The 16886-nt window shown below is 53.6% G+C and carries 18 protein-coding genes; 9 read left to right on the top strand and 9 right to left on the bottom strand.

Annotation, left to right across the window (positions count from 1 at the left end):
* Nucleotides 1–67: 67 nt before the first annotated feature.
* Both AC2FIP_RS18195 and AC2FIP_RS18190 read right to left on the bottom strand, forming a co-directional pair.
* Nucleotides 68–232, bottom strand: coding sequence for a hypothetical protein (locus tag AC2FIP_RS18195; RefSeq protein ID WP_496787584.1), 165 nt, complete (start codon nt 230–232; stop codon nt 68–70).
* Between the two features lies 1 nt (nt 233).
* Nucleotides 234–686 (bottom strand): MarR family transcriptional regulator, encoded by a 453-nt coding sequence (locus AC2FIP_RS18190; RefSeq protein WP_496787582.1) that lies wholly within the window; start codon nt 684–686, stop codon nt 234–236.
* Nucleotides 687–767: 81 nt separating this feature from the next.
* Between AC2FIP_RS18190 and AC2FIP_RS18185 the strand changes: the two genes are divergently transcribed.
* The 5 genes from AC2FIP_RS18185 (at nt 768) to mauJ (ending at nt 7305) form a co-directional block, all read left to right on the top strand.
* On the top strand, nt 768–1424 hold the full coding sequence (locus AC2FIP_RS18185; RefSeq protein ID WP_496787580.1) for a hypothetical protein: 657 nt from the start codon (nt 768–770) through the stop codon (nt 1422–1424).
* A 726-nt stretch (nt 1425–2150) separates the two neighbouring features.
* Complete coding sequence (locus AC2FIP_RS18180; RefSeq protein ID WP_496699074.1) at nt 2151–3032, top strand: sterol desaturase family protein; 882 nt, start codon at nt 2151–2153, stop codon at nt 3030–3032.
* A 59-nt stretch (nt 3033–3091) separates the two neighbouring features.
* Entirely contained in the window at nt 3092–4264 is a 1173-nt protein-coding gene (locus AC2FIP_RS18175; RefSeq protein ID WP_496699072.1) for a flavin-containing monooxygenase, read from the top strand.
* 170 nt (nt 4265–4434) lie between these two features.
* A complete protein-coding gene (locus AC2FIP_RS18170; RefSeq protein ID WP_496787577.1) occupies nt 4435–5454 on the top strand; it encodes an IS110 family RNA-guided transposase in 1020 nt (339 codons plus the stop codon).
* Between the two features lie 657 nt (nt 5455–6111).
* Nucleotides 6112–7305: a methylamine utilization protein MauJ gene (gene mauJ / locus AC2FIP_RS18165; RefSeq protein WP_496787575.1), complete on the top strand. Its 1194-nt coding sequence runs from the start codon at nt 6112–6114 to the stop codon at nt 7303–7305.
* A 282-nt stretch (nt 7306–7587) separates the two neighbouring features.
* Here the strand turns inward: mauJ and AC2FIP_RS18160 are convergent, their stop codons facing one another.
* From AC2FIP_RS18160 to AC2FIP_RS18145, 4 genes are all read right to left on the bottom strand, one after another.
* Nucleotides 7588–7833: a hypothetical protein gene (locus AC2FIP_RS18160; RefSeq protein ID WP_496690100.1), complete on the bottom strand. Its 246-nt coding sequence runs from the start codon at nt 7831–7833 to the stop codon at nt 7588–7590.
* A gap of 14 nt (nt 7834–7847) precedes the next feature.
* On the bottom strand, nt 7848–8567 hold the full coding sequence (locus AC2FIP_RS18155) for a hypothetical protein (protein WP_496690099.1): 720 nt from the start codon (nt 8565–8567) through the stop codon (nt 7848–7850).
* A 508-nt stretch (nt 8568–9075) separates the two neighbouring features.
* The gene (locus tag AC2FIP_RS18150; protein ID WP_176865328.1) at nt 9076–9429 is read right to left on the bottom strand and encodes a hypothetical protein; all 354 of its coding nucleotides are present in this window, start codon (nt 9427–9429) and stop codon (nt 9076–9078) included.
* Nucleotides 9430–9488: 59 nt separating this feature from the next.
* On the bottom strand, nt 9489–9740 hold the full coding sequence (locus tag AC2FIP_RS18145; RefSeq protein ID WP_496690098.1) for a hypothetical protein: 252 nt from the start codon (nt 9738–9740) through the stop codon (nt 9489–9491).
* A 345-nt stretch (nt 9741–10085) separates the two neighbouring features.
* Here AC2FIP_RS18145 and AC2FIP_RS18140 point away from each other — a divergent pair, with 345 nt between their 5' ends.
* Together AC2FIP_RS18140 and AC2FIP_RS18135 are read left to right on the top strand one after the other, a co-directional pair.
* Nucleotides 10086–10502: a hypothetical protein gene (locus tag AC2FIP_RS18140; protein ID WP_496690097.1), complete on the top strand. Its 417-nt coding sequence runs from the start codon at nt 10086–10088 to the stop codon at nt 10500–10502.
* Between the two features lie 172 nt (nt 10503–10674).
* Nucleotides 10675–10875, top strand: coding sequence for a hypothetical protein (locus AC2FIP_RS18135; protein ID WP_496690096.1), 201 nt, complete (start codon nt 10675–10677; stop codon nt 10873–10875).
* A gap of 55 nt (nt 10876–10930) precedes the next feature.
* Here AC2FIP_RS18135 and AC2FIP_RS18130 read toward each other — a convergent pair whose 3' ends face one another.
* Nucleotides 10931–11662 carry a Crp/Fnr family transcriptional regulator gene (locus tag AC2FIP_RS18130; RefSeq protein ID WP_496690095.1) on the bottom strand — a complete coding sequence of 244 codons (732 nt, stop codon included), beginning with the start codon at nt 11660–11662 and terminating at the stop codon, nt 10931–10933.
* A 155-nt stretch (nt 11663–11817) separates the two neighbouring features.
* Between AC2FIP_RS18130 and AC2FIP_RS18125 the strand changes: the two genes are divergently transcribed.
* Nucleotides 11818–12054, top strand: a complete 237-nt coding sequence (locus tag AC2FIP_RS18125) for a hypothetical protein (RefSeq protein ID WP_496690094.1) — start codon at nt 11818–11820, stop codon at nt 12052–12054.
* Nucleotides 12055–12631: 577 nt separating this feature from the next.
* Here the strand turns inward: AC2FIP_RS18125 and AC2FIP_RS18120 are convergent.
* Complete coding sequence (locus AC2FIP_RS18120; protein WP_268952749.1) at nt 12632–12763, bottom strand: hypothetical protein; 132 nt, start codon at nt 12761–12763, stop codon at nt 12632–12634.
* A gap of 98 nt (nt 12764–12861) precedes the next feature.
* A complete protein-coding gene (gene groL, locus AC2FIP_RS18115; RefSeq protein ID WP_496787572.1) occupies nt 12862–14484 on the bottom strand; it encodes a chaperonin GroEL in 1623 nt (540 codons plus the stop codon).
* 1148 nt (nt 14485–15632) lie between these two features.
* Between groL and AC2FIP_RS18110 the strand changes: the two genes are divergently transcribed.
* A complete protein-coding gene (locus AC2FIP_RS18110; RefSeq protein ID WP_496749355.1) occupies nt 15633–16841 on the top strand; it encodes a class I SAM-dependent methyltransferase in 1209 nt (402 codons plus the stop codon).
* Nucleotides 16842–16886 lie beyond the last annotated feature (45 nt).

Genomic DNA, 16886 nt, shown 5'->3' with positions numbered 1-16886 from the left:
GCGGTCTGACGAATGTGGTGGTTGGGCTCTTTCGTTGAATCCGCCGCACTATGCGCGAACGGCGGCTTTATCGAAAAACGCTTAGAGTGTCATTTCGCCCCGTCCCGCAATGGACCCCCAGAAGCTCCACCGCAAAGGTATTCCAGGACCACAGGGCGATGACACCCCAGACGAGTAGCGCGAAAAAGGCGATCCCGAAGGTCTTCCCGTGCCGTTTCGATTGCTGTGCCATGTCAGATTCCTTTCTCCATCATGGTTTCGATCGTTTCATTGAAGCGGGCCAACAGGTGAACAGAAGCAGTAACGTCATACGTGGCCAGGGCCTCAGCCAACTCAGCCATCGGTGCTTCTTCCCGGGTTTGAATCTTTGCAAAGAGCTTTTTGCCCCCGGGTGTGGGAAGGTAGAATCCCGACCGCTTGTGATCCGGATTACCTTGCGCTTGGATAAGACGCTTCGCCAGCAAGGCGTTCATGTTCTTTTGGACATGTTGACGCGAAACACCTTTAGCCTTGGCGATTTCAGGAACCGTTTGCGGTGCCTTGATAACCAGCGCCTGAAGGATCGCCCGCATCGACGGGTTGATTTCCAGATCACTGTGCAGGATTTCGGCGACTGATTTGAGCCGGTTGAACCCGGTCCGGATTTCACTGATCAGCGCGATAAGCTCTTCTTGTCTTTCCGTCATACAGGGCTCCGAGTCTCCAATTGACAACTTGGGTGTCATTATTAAATATGACAACCTGGATGTCAAATAGTGGAGGTGATAGTGTTCACCCAAACCCATCTTCTGGTCGCGGCTGCTGTCTTCGCCAGGCCAGGGAACCGTACAGTCGTGCTGGCAGGCCTGATTGGCGCGCTAGTGCCGGATACTGACGTGTGGGCGATGTTTGTCATCGAGCGGTTGCGGGGGGCCAGCGGATGCGAAGTGTTCCACTATCGTTACTGGGAACAGCCATGGACGACGCTTCAAATTCTGCTGAACTCGATCCCTGCATATCTCACTCTCATCACCCTGAGCGTCGTCGGTCTGCTCGTACCTGCTTTGTGGCCACGTAAAGTGGTTTTGATCGTAATGATATTCGCCAGCTCCGCGCTTTTGCATGTCGGGGCTGACTTCCTGCTGCACCATGAAGATGCGCGCGCGCAATGGATGCCGTTTACAAATTGGATCTTCCGCTCGCCGGTGTCCTATTGGGATCCACGCCACTACGGCCAGTATTTCCTGATCTTCGAGATCGGTTTGGGTCTAGCCCTCGCCATGCTGATCGGTCTGCGGTCCCGGTCGAAGCAGGTATGGGTGGCGGTTACAATTCTGTCGCTTGGATATCTGGGTTCGATTGCCGCTGTTTTGATGTCTGGTGCGGATCACCTTCGAGGCCCCGGGTCTTGCGAAGTTCTTGAGAGCGATGCCGTCGCAAAGTGAGCGATCTCAACAAGCAAGTCAAAGGTCGCTCCATGGAGGGATGACTATACCTGAAAACCAGTTCATGCGGGTGTTCGACGAAGCGTGGAGTTTATGGGGCGCTTTGGACCATCCTGATTAGAAGCGCGGGGCACACAACACGCCCCGCACCAGTCTCTAACGACTGCCCGCTTTTCCGGGCATGTTCATCCGTTTGGCCGCACGCGGTGGTGTCTTCACACGCAGATCGCGCTGCGGCTTGGCTTTGGCCTTCACTAACTTAGCGGATATCGGTGTGTCCTCCACAGCAGGAAGGGTCCGCCCGAAGGTGGATTTTGGTGGTTTGAAGGGCATGATGCACCTCATGACAAAAGGAAGCTGAAGTCGCGCAGATGCTCGACTGCGAACGCCCAAGATGGGCTAGCGCCGTATGTCCATTGTCAGAGTCCTCCGCAGGAGCGTTTCAATGCGCATTCTGCCAATCAAGGTCAGCGCGCGGCGGGATCAGAAAGTATGCTGGTCCATTGTTAGAATCTCCCTTGCGAATGTTGGGAGCGTCTCAGACCAGGGAGCATCTGTCAAACCTGCTCAATGAACTGCAGCAGTTGTTGGTAGGCAGTTGGGTGCTGGATAGAGCTGCCCTCAGATGATTTCACGTAAAAAACTGCTATTTTTTACAAAGGAACACTCGTCACTGAGAAATGATGGCAGACCCGCCGCGACCGACAACCCGGAAAGACACGCTCCATGTCCGACACCATCCTCGCAGCTGAGCCGACCATCCGCCTTGTTGCCTTTCTGGGCATTCTGGCGGTCATGGCGCTATGGGAAGTTGCAGCACCCCGGCGGCGACGGGAAATACCACGCGTTGTGCGATGGACAAATAACCTTGCGCTCGTCGTGCTCGACACCGCGATCCTGCGGCTGACTTTTCCGATCCTCGCAGTTAGTCTTGCGGTGATGGCCGAGGAGCGCGGATGGGGATTCTTCAACAACACAGATGTACCGGTTTGGGTTGCCATCGCGGTCTCAATGCTGCTTCTCGATCTTGCGATCTATCTTCAGCACGTGATGTTCCACGCAGTGCCGGGGCTTTGGCGGCTGCACCGGATGCATCACGCCGATCTTGATTTCGACGCGACCACAGGCTTGCGGTTCCACCCGGTAGAAATCCTCATCTCGATGGGGATCAAGCTCGCGGTCGTTGCAGCCTTGGGTCCCCCCGCTGTCGCCGTGCTCTTGTTCGAGGTCATCCTGAACGCGACCGCGCTTTTCAATCACGCCAACATTGATCTTCCGCGCCCGCTAGACCGTATCCTAAGATGGATCATCGTCACCCCGGACATGCACCGAGTGCACCATTCCATTGATCCACGCGAAACCAACTCGAACTTCGGCTTTAATCTACCCTGGTGGGATCGGCTCCTGGGGACATACGTCGCGCAGCCTGCGAAAGGACACAAGGGTATGGTGGTCGGCATTAAGCAGTTTCGCACGCGCCGCGACCTCTGGCTCGACCGGATGTTGGTCCAGCCTCTGCGCGGCCCGGCAAGTGGAGGTGCGCTCGACGCCCGCAGCCATCGGAAGCGATCTTCATCCATCTCATCCAAGCCGGGCGACGACAAATAGATCCAAAGCCGTGAACCAATGATCTTTTGCGGCCCTTAGGGTCTCATGCGGAGTTCAATTTGTTATGGCCACTCGAACCAAATAGTATTGACCCAGAAATCGAGAGGGAAGCGATGGCAAGCAAGGCAATTGTTGTCGGGTCAGGGCCCGCTGGGCTCGCATGCGCAGCTATGTTTCGAAAGCGATCCATCGATGCAACCATTTTGGAGCGCGAAACTCAGCTGGCGTCATCATGGCGGCATCACTACGATCGCCTCCATCTGCACACCGACAAGTCGCATTCCAATTTGCCCGGATACCACATGCCACGTGGATTTCCGAGATACCCGTCACGTGATCAAGTTGTTGAATATCTCGAAGCTTATGCGGAACATCACGGTCTGGATCCTGAATATGGTGCCGAGGTATCTGTTATCAGGCGTGCCGAGAAATGGGAGGTTCAATCTGATCGAGGCACATATTCAGCCGACATCGTCATCTTGGCGACCGGCATTGCATCATATCCCAACCGTCCCTCATGGCCAGGCCAAGAAAACTACATCGGAAAAATTCTGCACTCTTCCGAATACACAAACCCCAATCGCTTCGATGGATTGCGTGTGCTTGTCGTTGGATTGGGCAACTCAGGTGGGGAAATCGCTCTTGATCTAGCAGAGAAGAATATAAAGGTCGCGCTATCCGTTCGAAGCCCCGTCAACATCATTCCAAAAGAGGTCATGGGAATTCCAATTCTCACGCTTTCGATCTTGGAAACAAAACTGCCGATCTGGCTTGCCGATATGGTCAATCGCACTGTTCAACGGATTTTTTTTGGCAACTTGAACGCCCTTGGACTTAAAGCATCGTCAATCGGACTTCTCGAACAGATCAGAACCGATGGTAAGGTTCCTCTAATTGATATTGGCACGGTGGATATGATCAAAGCCGGGGTCATAGAGGTACGAGGTAACATTCAATCTTTCGAAGATCAGACAGTTGTATTCGAGGATGGTTCTCACGATAAATTTGATGCGGTGATACTCGCAACAGGATTTCGATCCGACCTTCGAAATCTTCTTCCGGATTGCAGCGATCTTCTTACGCAGGATGGTGCACCCAAGCTTAGTGGTGCCAATAGCGGGCGAGACGGGATATACTTTTGCAGTTATCGAGCATCACCGACCGGCCAACTCCGTGAAATTGGAATAGAGGCCAACGCGATAGCCGATAGTGCTCTCCGATTTGCACGATGAGGGCCACTCTGGGCTCTCTGCTGCCATCGGAGCAAGTGCAGCATCTGACAATAACCTCACGAACACAGGCGGGGACGGCCCTGAGCGGATGAGGTGGGTGGCTCCTGCTCCACCGGCATCGAATGTGCCAAAGTGCAGTTGTCATCGACTGCTAGGAAAGGAGCCACCCAATGACAGTAAAGACCGTCGGCCTGGATCTGGCCAAGGACGTTTTTCAAGTTCACGGCATTTCGGAGAACGGCCGAGTGATTTTCAACAAAGCCATCAAGCGCGCGAAGCTGCTGTTGTTCTTCGAGACGCTGCCACCTTGCACGGTCGGCATGGAAGCGTGCGGATCGTCGCATCATTGGGGCCGTCAGCTGCGCAAGCTCGGCCATGATGTGAAGCTCATGCCTGCCGGATATGTCAAACCCTATGTGAAGCGTGGAAAGAACGATGCTGTCGACGCAGAAGCGATCTGCGAGGCGGTCCGGCGCCCGACCATGCGCTTCGTAGACATCAAGACTGAAGAGCAGCAGGCCATTTTGTCCATTCACAGAACGCGTGACCTGGCCGTCCGGCAGCGCACGCAGATGGCCAACATGATCCGCAGCCTGTTGCGCGAGTTTGGGCACATCTTGCCCATCGGGATCGAAGCGGTGACGGCTTTTGCAAAGCGTCACCTTGATGGCGACCATCCAGAAATGCCGGAGATCGCCAACGGCATGCTCGGTATCCAGTGCTATCAGTTCCTCGGCCTGAACGAACGCATCGATGGCTATTCTAAGATGATCCAGCAACATGCCCTTCTGAATGCAGATGCGCGTAGATTGATGCGTATGCCTGGTATCGGCCCGATTACGGCCTCTGCGATTGTCGCAACGATTGGTGATGCAAAACAGTTCCGGACCGGACGCGATCTGGCGGCCTGGCTCGGACTGACACCGCTCAACAAATCCAGCGGCGGGAAAGAACGATTGGGCAAGATCACGAAACAGGGTGATCGTTACATTCGCAAACTTCTAGTGGTGGGCATGACATCGCGCGCGGTCATGGCGAAACGTTCGCCTGAAAAAGTGGATCTGTGGACGGCGAAGATCATTGCAAACAAGCCATTCCGACTGGCGACAACCGCTATGGCGAACAAGGCGGCTCGGGCCATCTGGGCGATGCTCACGAAGAAACAGGAGTACCGGCAGCCTGCGTTCTAGCCTCGCTGACTGCCTATAAGATGCAAGACGTTGAAGTGATGATGCGGAATTAAGTCAACCAAGAGCAAGGACACTCCGGGAACGGCAGCGGCCCTCCTCCGAGGCCGATAAGCCGATTGGAACCTCGCTCGCGGAATTCATCAAGGCCAGTGGAGGCAATGCCAAAACATAAACAGGCCGGACAGACGACAGTACTGACAAAATGACCGCAGAAATCGCAAAAAATCTCTTGCAATGCAGGAGCCACCCACAGATGCCGTTCATTGGGTCAGGCCACGCCGCAATGCAGCTTCACCGAACCAGACTTTCGCTGCGGGAGCAAAATCTGGCAACAGCCGAACTCACAGTCAGCGGACCAAAGCGACAAGTCGCTGCATCTACGCCAATGGCCGCTTTGGAAGAGTTGATGATGGATGAGCGCTAGTCTAAGCGATAATTATGTATGCAAAGAACCTATCGCATTTTCTTCATTACGAGCTTTCAGAACCTCGATCTTACGATGAAACACTAAAACGATTTGAAAGCCTACGCGGACATGGGCTGCTTCCATGCGGGCGAGACAAAGCAGCGCAACGTCTCACTAACACTGAGATCGCGCGCGCTATATTGGGCTATGTGCCCACGCAAAGTGGGTGGGCTGGGCATGTCGCACTTATAATGGCCGACCTTCGACCTGTCGGTGGTTTCTCAGCATCGTTTAGAGAGGCAGCTTCTCTTGGCGAGGCAATGGCTATTCTGCTTGGCGAAGATCACGCTTGCCATGCGCTAGTGTCGCTCACGCTTTCGATAGCCAGAATACCTGGAAATGATGAGTACCAAGCAAAGCTGCTTTTCGAGGATAGCGGCCAACGGAAGACTTCTTCCTACGTTTCGAAACACGCTCTGACTTTATCAGTAGCAGGAGCGGAAATGGAATTTGATCATGATCGACCTTTGTCGACCAACTCCCTTCAACTCGTCCTCGACCGAGAGTTCTTTCGTAAGCTAAAGCGTGACATTGACCTTTCACGGCATTTGAAACTGCCATTGAAGACAGATTGGCGCGAATATGAAACCGAGGAGGAACGCAACGCACTCCACGAGCGCCTTGGTGCGCGCAGAGGGTCAAGGTTTATCAACCTTGGTGTGGATACGACCGTCACCTGGCCAAAGGAGCCGACGCGAGTCGAGTTTGGCGCCCATCATTTCGTGCTTTTCCCAAAAACGAAGGAGAGTTCGCATTCGATCAGCATTGACCTGCAGGGCGAGCGTATCAACGCAGAAGACGCCAGAACACTTCTCAACCGTTTTTTGAGTGTTCTTTCTTGGTGTGACGATCGTCACGCTATCCTGCGGCATGGGTGGTCAGGTAACCCTGCACCGGTACCCGTGCCAAGGCGTGACATAGCATCCTCCACAATGATCGATTGGATGTTCTATCGCACAATGCCGGTAGATGACGCGTTGCTAAATTGCCTTTCCTACTACCGGGAGGGATTGAATGCTGCAGAGGCTGAAATCGCATCACAGGAAGTGCTGAGTTTCTTCAAAGTCTTTGAAATGAGGCGCGATGCTCGGAAGGCAAAGACTTGGATCAAGCGCGTCTTCGCCGATGCTTGTGCCGATGTCCATGAGCGCACTCTGGAACAGTTTCATTCCGATAGAAAAGAACTCGAGATCGAGGATTATTGTTACAATTGCCGTGTTGCAGCCGGCCACGCCTCAAAGAAATTTAAGTCCGATGCAGATAAGTCCTCGGAATCGCGCAGGTTATCTGTTGCTGCTGAAATCATGCGGGCTTTGGCACGGCACTATATACGAACGAAATATCATTTCTCGGAAACGTATTTCAGCGATGAGCAAGGTCGATAGCTGCTATCCGTGCAAGTTGCAGTATCGGTGACTCTGGGCTCTTTCCAGACATCAGATGCACCGTAGTATCTGGCTCGGGGAAAGCTATCCGCACCTACAAGGGCGGCCCAAAGCTGCCATTCATCGGGTCAGGCCACGCCGCAACGCAGCTTCATCAAACCGGCCATTCGCTGCGCGGGCGAGATCCGTGCGTTGTGATAGGTAAGCACCGCGGACGAAGGGGGCTTTCGCATTATCTCGGACAACGACGCCAGGCAGCCCTGAAAACAATCAAGGGATCTATCACGACCGGCCGCCAGAGCGGCGGCGACCTTGACCGACGCCTTCCGGCACAGCCGCGCGCCAAGCTGAGGTGCCCTTGCAGCGGGAACAGATGCGCTCGCCAAAACCTTCGCTCCAGAAAGAGGATTTGCAGCGCAAGCAGAACCGTTCCTTGGGCGCATCTGCAAGCGCACGCTTTGGCGGTTCCGAGACGATGAATTCCTTCTTCTTTTGCATCAGTTCCTCGCGTATCGTTGATTCAGGCATTCGCTTCTTCAACCTCATTCGGGCATAGGCGAAGTGGACTGTTGGCATGGCATCCCTTCATTTTCGGCGTTCTGAATTTCAGAGCTGTCCTGCGAAAAAACTTGCGGGGTATCGTCTTTGGAACTTTGGTCAACGAGATCGATATTCTCCCGTGTTGTCCGCGATCCCGAGTAAAGATGGCGCAATTGGGCCTCGGATACCCCGTCGGCCTGCATCACAAGCTGCACCATTGGGTCTGCCAGCATTTCTTCCAGAAAAACATCAGACAGCTCTCTTCCTGAAAGCTTGTCCTTCGCGCGGGCATTGTCGAGATCAATCAATGAAACGGTTAGGCTCCGGGTTAATCCCGGATGGGAAAAGCGTGGATGCAGGTGGACAACAACCGAAGCCTTCCAAGCTTCCGGGTTTTGGTGATCCGGAGGCGAGGCGAGTTCGGTCTCGATTTCATACTCGCCGGCGGGGAGCGTTTCTGCGAAACCGGGCACTGTGAATGGCCCGTCGAAAACTGCGATGGTCTTGCTGAATTGGTCATCCATTGCGGTGGTCCTTTCGATTAAGGGCCAGGTAGGGCTCGTCAGCCCGCTCCGGCGCGACTCTCGGGATTTTTCGAGATTGGCTGAACCGGCCTTTGCCGCCCTGATTGTCGGTTTCCTTATTCGACGGTTCAGCAGGACGGCAGACCTAATAGCCAGGTCATTGAAAGACTTGATCCCAATCGATTTCGGATTTTCCACTGAGACCTCGGTGCGTCGGTCAGACCCGAAAATTCGCACGTAGCCTATCAGTATATGGGGTTTGAAGTGCCGATTTACTACGGCGCGTTGCCAAGCAAATCAGCACACGAGGCTCGGTATCGGACCAAGGAGCGCTATTTGAGAAGTTACAACAACTTCAAATTTAGGCAGGCTTCGCTATCCCCGTTAGTTTTGGCAAGTTTTCCTTGCATAATCGAATTCTCGCGACATCCGGCGCGTTTGTTTCCCCAATAAGAGCGCTGTAGTTCATGCCTATTTTCATTTCGGACCTGACGGGCCCGGTTGGTTTGGCTGAGCCGGTGTGATCGCTTGTTGCGCTGCGATAGATTGTACCTGAGGGAAATTTCAGACTGCTTGCATCGGTATCCCGCTTTCTAACATCAAGGGTCGAACAGGTTCCATGGTCACTTTCCAGTTGCAATCTAAGCATCCCACTGACCGTAGCAAACCAGTGTAAATTGATGAGGGCGGCATTAACGCAATCATACTAAGATGCATCAAGGTTCAGTCCTTCAATGCACGCTTTGGCGAGATCGCGGTTCGGGGAATCGGAACCAGGCATGGTCGCCCAACCCGCATCCATCACGGCGTCGCGTCGCTTGTACGACGTGGCAGCCTGGATCGTCGCGAGCTTTGCTAAACGCTGATTATCCGTGCGGGACATGTCGTGGCAAATTGGCACGAGCGCCGCGATCACCTGGTCCCGTGCCATTTCGCTTGCCAACTTGTTCGCGCTTCCGCCGGTCATCCAGCCTCCCCAAGAGAATCCAACGACGCCGACAAACACCGCGCCGAGCAGTGCGCCATACATACCGGGTTTCAGCCATTCAGGATTGGTCATATCAAGTCCTCCAGCGGAGAAAGCGCCGCTTCGCTATGTTGAATTGTTTCACAACGGGCCTAGTCGCAGGCAATGGCGTGCTCCAGATCCTTTTGTGTTGTCATGTGCATCGTTGTTTGACCGACATGACTCCCTCGACCCCTGACCATTAAGTAGGTCGCAGTGCGTCGGTAAGCCTCAAAGCTGAGGCCCTGCAGCAACTCCTCCTCGAAGAGAATTTCATACGCGCCAGCCGGAAACACGATGTCGCTGTTTCCCAACCTGAAGGCATTGGTGAACGTCACCTTTGACCTGATCGAACGCGTGAGCATCCCATACCTCCGTTGAATTGATCGCTGGATTTCCGGTACCGACCATGGTCGGCCGCAACAGTCCAGATGCCCCGTCAAGTCACAGCACTTAGGGCTATATTATTCCCAACCCATGGGCTTTATGCTGATCGAAGTTAGCACCCATCAGGTTCTTTACTGTCAGGATGTGAGCAACAGCCTCACCCCCAACAACCGGGGCTTGAAGGTGGCGCATTCAGGTAGATGCAAGTCTGTGCGCCTTGCAGCAATCAAGCAATATTGAATGCGGTATCCAACGCGTTGGTCGGTATCTTTGTCCCAACGATTTTTGTCGAGCGCCGCTCCCCTAGTCCGAAAGGAAAAATCATGTCTGTATCAGATGTTCTTCGCCCGGATGGCTCCGACTACGACCCTTTCCTGCTTGCAGAAGTGGGTGAAGACAAAACCGGTGCAACAGTCACGGTTTTGTCAGCCCTTGCGCGTCTCGGGCTCGAGCCTTGGACCGAGGCTCGTGAGCTTGCACTTCTGGGCCGCGATGCAGCGCATGCCCGGCTGAAAGCACATCTTTCAACAGTCAGGGATGTACCCACGCTTGATCATGCGAGCGGCAGTGTGGCGACAAAGTTGGTGGCCTTGTTACCTAAGCGCGTGTCGCATCGCGTTTCGAAATTGCCTGAGACAATAAAATATACCGGCCCCCGGATCCCGATCTATTGGATGCTAATTTCACTCATGGGCGCTCTGATACTTGCGCGGATCTTTTATCTGGCTCAAGCGGGCTAACCTGCGTCAGTACGAAGGCGCTCCGAAACCCGTTAGGTAACATGTGTCCGCTGTGTATTTGGTTGGCATTTTTTTTGAGTATCTGAGGGGCGCGGGGAACATGGAGTTCCCCAAAAGAGCTGTATGAGTCTCGTGCTTCTTGTTCTCGGACCGTCCAGGAAAGGACATTCCAATGAATGATGAAGACCAGAGTCAGGAAAACCACACCGTCAAACACATGGCCTCCGTCAAGGCCGCCTGGGACCAAGCGCCTGAAGGCCCCAAAAAGGCGACGGCATTGAAACACTATCAGGCCGCTGAAAGCGCCCATGAAGCCGAAAATGACGAAGAGGCTCACAAGAAACTCAAGGAAGCCAGTCGGGCGCTGATGTAACGTCACCCGTTGGAGATGTAAGCAGGATCGTCCAAAACCAGATTGTGGGACCCAATCAGGCCAGAAGTGGCCGCTTCTGATCCAGATACGCTGGATCGAAATCCGCCAGTTTAACCAGACCCTCATAGTTATTGAACGTCACAAACCCATCCCGAAATGTAACCAACTCGTCCTCCCTGAGTTTGCGCAGGACGCGGTTGACGTGAATGGCGCTCAATCCCAGTGCATCGGCAAGATGGTACTGTGTGAGCGGGCAGGCATAGCCTTTCTTGCTGCCCATCCCTACAAGCGACAGCCTGACTCCTAGTTCCAGTAGGAAATGTGCCATGCGCGCATCCGCATCACGCCGTCCAAGCCCGACAAGATGTTCGACAACCATCGCTTCGTCGCGTGACACGGCCCATAAAATTGCAGTGGCCAGCCGAGGTGTCTCTGCGAAGGTTTGCAAAAGATCACTCACCAGAACCTCGGCGGCTTCGATATCAACAATCGGCTCAATGCCATGGTCTGACGTGTGCAACAAAACGCTGCGCAGCCCAAGGAAATCCCCTGGAATCTGGAAATCGACGATTTGGCGTGATCCGTCAGGCTGAATCTTATATGAAACAACCCAGCCAGCGGCGAGGATATAGGCAGCCTGTTCCGATTGTCCCTGATGAACAAGATCTCGGCCAGCCTCAAAGGTTCTCCTCCGCTGGTGCAATTGTTCCAAAACGGCCAGTTCCGCCTCTGCCAAGGCAACAAATGCCGAGAGTTTCTGTGTTAGCGGGCTGGTGTTGGTGTTCATCGTTGGATTTCCCCGAGCCTGCAAAGACTCTACGAAGAATTTGGTATTGAGGCTACTTTCGATCAGTCCAAAATACCAAAACTCATGTGACAATAGAAAAACCATCACCACCTCGCCTGGTCACGAATCCAATGACTTTAAAAGGAATGACCCCAATGTCAGACCACCAAGATCCCGCAGGCATGGCTGCACTCTCGATCTGCGAGGCTCTTCTACTTGCCTTGAACGATCTCAATCTTCTTCAGGAACGTGAGATCGTCGGGGTTTTGCGCGATGCTGCCGTGACCCACGAGTGTGCCAATGGTTCGGAATTAGAGCTAGAAACCCATTCGGCAGTCGCCAAATTGATCAACGAGATTATTATCAGCGGTAACTTTTCGCGCCGATCTTAGATCACGCGGCCGGGTACTTGGACGTCCTGTTGTTCGTGTTTCTACCGACGATGCTCCTCGCTGCAATTGCCGGCATGTGGTTCTTTCACATGCAACACCAGTTCGAAAAAACCAGTTGGCAGCGGGAGCATGATTGGAACGTTCAGAATGCGGCGCTTGAAGGTAGTTCAAACTAAGCACTGCCCGGAATGCTGAGCTAGATCACCGGGAAAGTCTGAGTTCACCATGATCATAATCTGGCCAGCCGTATCCCGTTCTATCGTCTTCTCGAGGTCCTTCGAGGTCATGACGTCCTTGCCAACACCCGGCGCAACACTCTCCGCGATAGCTTGCGCTTCACAAGCCTCGCGCTCTGGGAGGAATCCTAACGCATCGTTATAGTGAGTTATGAATCAATCCGGGTATAGATCAGAAACTTCAGAAACCAAATTGCGAAGCATGCCAAAGCGGCGCTCCAATGGCCTTCGGACACCATGGGCCGGAGTTGCGGCTATTGCCCATGTCTCCATCCCTTCCTGACGACGGGAATCCTGCACGCACCGCCTTGGTTGCAATCTTCGTCTTGCGACAATGGAAATTACTTTTTCTTGCTCCCTATCTTGACCGGCTTCTGACCCTTTGAGAAATCGGCCGTCGCCACGATTTTTTCCTTTGCTTTCTTTGGTTTTTTAACTTCGCGGTTGCCGCGCCTCTTGTCACCTTTTGACATCTGAGTTCCTTTCAGGTTGGATTCTCTCAATACGTTTGCATGTCACAGACCAACCGACTGCATTGTGGTGGTCCCGTAGTTGGGTCAAAAGACCTGCGTCACGCCCTCAAGGATCCCAAATCTGATGCAGTTCCAGACCTGTAGGGTTTTTGTGCGACCATCGCCTCGGTTGTGATCAGAAGGCTTGCAATCGACGCCGCATCTTCCAGAGCAACCCGGACAACTTTGGTGGGGTCAATGATCCCCGCTTTCAACATGTCGACATAAGTTTCCGTTTGAGCGTCGAACCCGAAGGATGGGTTTTCGCTTTCGATGATCTTTGCCGCGACGACCGATCCGTCCACGCCGGCATTTTCGACAATCTGGCGCAGCGGTGCCTGGATTGATCGCCGGACGATCCTGATGCCGGCATCCTGGTCGGAGTTGGCACCTTTAAGGGTCGCAAGCGCTTTGTCTGAATGGAGCAGCGCAACACCACCGCCTGGAACAACACCTTCCTGAACCGCTGCGCGAGTGGCGTTCAACGCGTCGTCAACCCGGTCTTTGCGTTCCGTTACCTCAATCTCCGTGGCCCCTCCGACCCGGATGATGGCGACCCCGCCTGCCAGTTTAGCAAGACGATTCTGCAGCTTTTCCCGTTCGTAGTCGGACGTCGTATCTTCGATTTGGGAGCGAATCCGGGCGACCCGTGAAGAGATTGCTGATTTGTCGCCCGCGCCATCAATGACGGTCGTATCGTCCTTGGAGATGACGACTTTTTTTGCGGCACCGAGCATGCCCAGCGTGACGGTTTCAAGCTTGGTCCCCAAATCGGTCGAGATCACTTGGCCACCCGTCAGGATCGCGAGATCCTCCAGCATCTCCCTGCGGCTATCCCCAAACCCAGGCGCCTTCACGGCGGCTACTTTCAATCCGCCTCGAAGCTTGTTGACCACAAGCATGGCCAGCGCATCGCCCTCCACGTCCTCGGCAAGAACCAGAAGCTGCTTTTCGGCTTCCATGACTGCTTCGAGCAACGGCACCATGTCGGCAAGAGACGACAACTTGCTCTCGTGGAACAGGATAACGCAGTCTTCCAGCTCTACGCACATCTTGACCACATTTGTTATGAAATATGGGCTAAGGTAACCGCGATCGAAATTCATACCTTCGACCACTTCGGTTTCGGTCTCCAATCCCTTGCTCTCTTCAACCGTAATTACGCCTTCAATGCCGACCGCAGCCATCGCATGGGCGATCTGACGGCCAATCGCTACATCTCCGTTGGCGGAAATAGCCCCTACCTTCGCAATTTCAGCACTGTCGCCAACCGGTCGGGACAGGTCCTTGATCTTTGCGACGACGACCCGGACGGCTTGTTCAATACCTCGCTTCAGATCCATCGGATTCATGCCAGCGGAAACGGCCTTCATCCCTTCCTTGACGATTGCCTGAGCCAGAACGGTAGCAGTGGTTGTGCCATCGCCAGCCTCTTCGTTGGTGCGGGACGCGACTTCCTTCACCATCTGGGCTCCCATGTTTTCAAAGTGATCCGGAAGCTCGAATTCTTTGGCAACAGTAACGCCATCCTTGGTGATACGCGGGGCACCGTGGGATCTGTCCAAAATGACGTTACGACCTTTGGGACCAAGAGTTATCCTGACGGTGTTCGCCAGCATGTTGATCCCTGTTAGGATTCGGTTGCGCGCATCAGCACTGAATTTGACGTCTTTGGCGGACATGTCGGGAACTCCCTGAGACAAGGATTGGATGATGGTCTGCAGCGTCGAAAAAGACCGACTGGTCCATGGTCTTTTCGTCTTCGTCGAAAAGGCGACGTCGAGTGAATGGCCTCGAAGCACTCCTTTTTAAGGTTTGCCGAGCAGAACAGCACTGGACGGAGGCGTGCTGATCGAGTGAGTTTCATTCGGGCGGGAGCGGTGGCGATTTCTTTTTCGGGTCCACTTCAAAGGTCGGGAGCCAAACCACTACCGCGCGGTGTCACAAACATCGAACCGTGTTTTTGGTGACTATGATCGCGTTAATCAAGTCAGCAACGGCCTGATGGCATTTTGTTTCCAATCCTATTGTTGGAGCGTTTTCGTGAGCCGTCGCCGCGGCGCGTAATACCCTCGCGACATGGCGTTCCGGAAGCAATTTTTTGATTATTCAAGGAGAGCGACGGTGCCTCGCTGGTCGAGAGTGCCGCCATTCCTGCAAACTCTGTTGGGTCAGACATCATGGGCGGTTCCTGTTGCGTGAATTCATCAGAATCAGAATTGGGCCCGATGAATTCAAACATCGTTGCAGATTTTTCTGCATGTTGGACTGATTGAAAGCAGCTTCAAGGCGAATTTTCTTATGAAATTTTCGTCGCACTTAGAGTACTCAATAAAAACAAGCGAAAACAGGCCTCTCATTCGAAAACTATCTGCAATCGTCGCTCTTTCGGGTGCTGAACGGTTGTTTGCAAACTTTTAAAACGGCCAGAGTTAGCGACATGCTGGACACATTTGTCCAGCGATCACAGCAAACAACCGAAAGCCCGAAGTTGTAGCGCTAGAGAACTGCTTCATTCAGATCATATGGACGACTTCGATGCCATCCGGCTTAGCGGGTGCGGATGCGAAGGATCCGAACACACACATGCGCGGAACACACAGATATGTTTAGTCCATGCGGCAGGAATTCAGCGCAGGGCGCTTTTTCGATTATGCTCGCGCGGCGATCATCGGCGAGTATTTGGGAACATACCTAATCAATGTGGCATGATCTACGCGCATGACCGACTGCTCTGCGGGCTAAGCGGACATAATATGCTCCTTCAACTTGTGCCATCGCCATGGAGTGTAGTCTAATCTTGGGAGCATTGGAGGATGTCACATTGTGGGTGTCGTTGCTTGACCGCCTTTTGACCAAGATCATCCAGGAAGGTGAGCTTGCGGTGACTTGGCCGGATGGGCGTTGTAGCACCTATGGCCGCGGAAAAGGACCCAGTTCAGCCATAACCCTCCACGACAAAGCGCTTCCGCGCAAATTGGTAATGAACGGCGATCTCGCCTTGGGCGAAGCCTATATGGATGAGACTCTAACAATTTCGCAAAACGATTTACGCGGCTTTGTTTCGCTAATTGTGCGCAATGCAAACAACTATGGTGGTGGGCGTTACGGCACGTCGGTTACAGGGCTGCGCAAGTCACTTAGACGTATCGCACAGTATAATCCCGTTCATATCGCGCGCAGAAATGTCGAACATCATTATGACCTTTCCGCTGATCTCTATGAACTTTTTCTCGACCAGGACCTTCAATATACCTGCGCCTTTTTCTCAGACCCGGGGCAAAGCATCGAAGAGGCCCAGGTAGCAAAGAAGGTGCACATAGCCAAGAAGCTCTTAATCGAACCAGGAATGACAGTGATGGATATCGGCTGTGGTTGGGGCGGCATGTCAATTACCTTGGCGCGAGACTATGGAGCGAAGGTGGTTGGTGTGACCTTGTCCAAAGTGCAGTTGGAATATGCAAAAAGAAGAGCCGAAGCGGCAGGTGTCGGGAATATGGTCGAATTCCGCCTGATCGACTATCGGGACGTCAACGAAGAATTTGATCGTATCGTTGTGGTCGGAATGATGGAGCACGTTGGTCGGCCCCAATATCCAACTTTCTTTCGCAAGCTGCGTGAGAATCTGAAACCGGATGGCGTCGCATTGGTGCATACAATCGGTCGATCCACCCCACCCGGTCGAACGTCACCATGGATTCACAAATACATTTTTCCCGGCGGATATGCACCATCAATGTCCGAAGCCATGAAGGAGATTGAAAAGCAGGACTTGGTGACCACAGATGTTGAAGTCTGGCGCGGCCACTACGCGCGAACGCTTCAATGTTGGCAGGAAAAGTTCGAGGCCAATCTGGAATCGATCCGCGACCTCTACGATGATCGGTTTCTGCGAATGTGGCGATACTATCTGATCGTATCCGAGATGGCCTTTTCGGAACAGGGCTTGGTTGTATTTCAGTTTCAGTTAAGCCGAGGTCAGATGGTTGTACCTGTAACCAGGGATTATCTGAGCAAAACGTCTAATCACTCGGCTTGAGGGTCGTGGGAGTCAGCGGTTCTAAGATACGGCGGAGGAGCCTGT

Source organism: Ruegeria sp. CDSB114 (assembly GCF_059611025.1).
Note: the sequence above shows the minus strand (reverse complement) of the source record. Positions and strands in the feature narration are given on the sequence as shown.

Bases quoted from the DNA above. Each gene is read 5' to 3' on its own strand.
- AC2FIP_RS18140 (WP_496690097.1), top strand. From the start codon at position 10,086: ATGTCTGTATCAGATGTTCTTCGCCCGGATGGCTCCGACTACGACCCT.
- AC2FIP_RS18160 (WP_496690100.1), bottom strand. From the start codon at position 7,833: ATGCCTGAATCAACGATACGCGAGGAACTGATGCAAAAGAAGAAGGAA.
- mauJ (WP_496787575.1), top strand. From the start codon at position 6,112: ATGGCCGACCTTCGACCTGTCGGTGGTTTCTCAGCATCGTTTAGAGAG.
- AC2FIP_RS18195 (WP_496787584.1), bottom strand. From the start codon at position 232: ATGGCACAGCAATCGAAACGGCACGGGAAGACCTTCGGGATCGCCTTT.
- AC2FIP_RS18125 (WP_496690094.1), top strand. From the start codon at position 11,818: ATGTCAGACCACCAAGATCCCGCAGGCATGGCTGCACTCTCGATCTGC.
- AC2FIP_RS18150 (WP_176865328.1), bottom strand. From the start codon at position 9,429: ATGACCAATCCTGAATGGCTGAAACCCGGTATGTATGGCGCACTGCTC.
- AC2FIP_RS18135 (WP_496690096.1), top strand. From the start codon at position 10,675: ATGAATGATGAAGACCAGAGTCAGGAAAACCACACCGTCAAACACATG.
- AC2FIP_RS18120 (WP_268952749.1), bottom strand. From the start codon at position 12,763: ATGTCAAAAGGTGACAAGAGGCGCGGCAACCGCGAAGTTAAAAAACCA.
- AC2FIP_RS18180 (WP_496699074.1), top strand. From the start codon at position 2,151: ATGTCCGACACCATCCTCGCAGCTGAGCCGACCATCCGCCTTGTTGCC.
- AC2FIP_RS18170 (WP_496787577.1), top strand. From the start codon at position 4,435: ATGACAGTAAAGACCGTCGGCCTGGATCTGGCCAAGGACGTTTTTCAA.
- groL (WP_496787572.1), bottom strand. From the start codon at position 14,484: ATGTCCGCCAAAGACGTCAAATTCAGTGCTGATGCGCGCAACCGAATC.
- AC2FIP_RS18130 (WP_496690095.1), bottom strand. From the start codon at position 11,662: ATGAACACCAACACCAGCCCGCTAACACAGAAACTCTCGGCATTTGTT.
- AC2FIP_RS18145 (WP_496690098.1), bottom strand. From the start codon at position 9,740: ATGCTCACGCGTTCGATCAGGTCAAAGGTGACGTTCACCAATGCCTTC.
- AC2FIP_RS18190 (WP_496787582.1), bottom strand. From the start codon at position 686: ATGACGGAAAGACAAGAAGAGCTTATCGCGCTGATCAGTGAAATCCGG.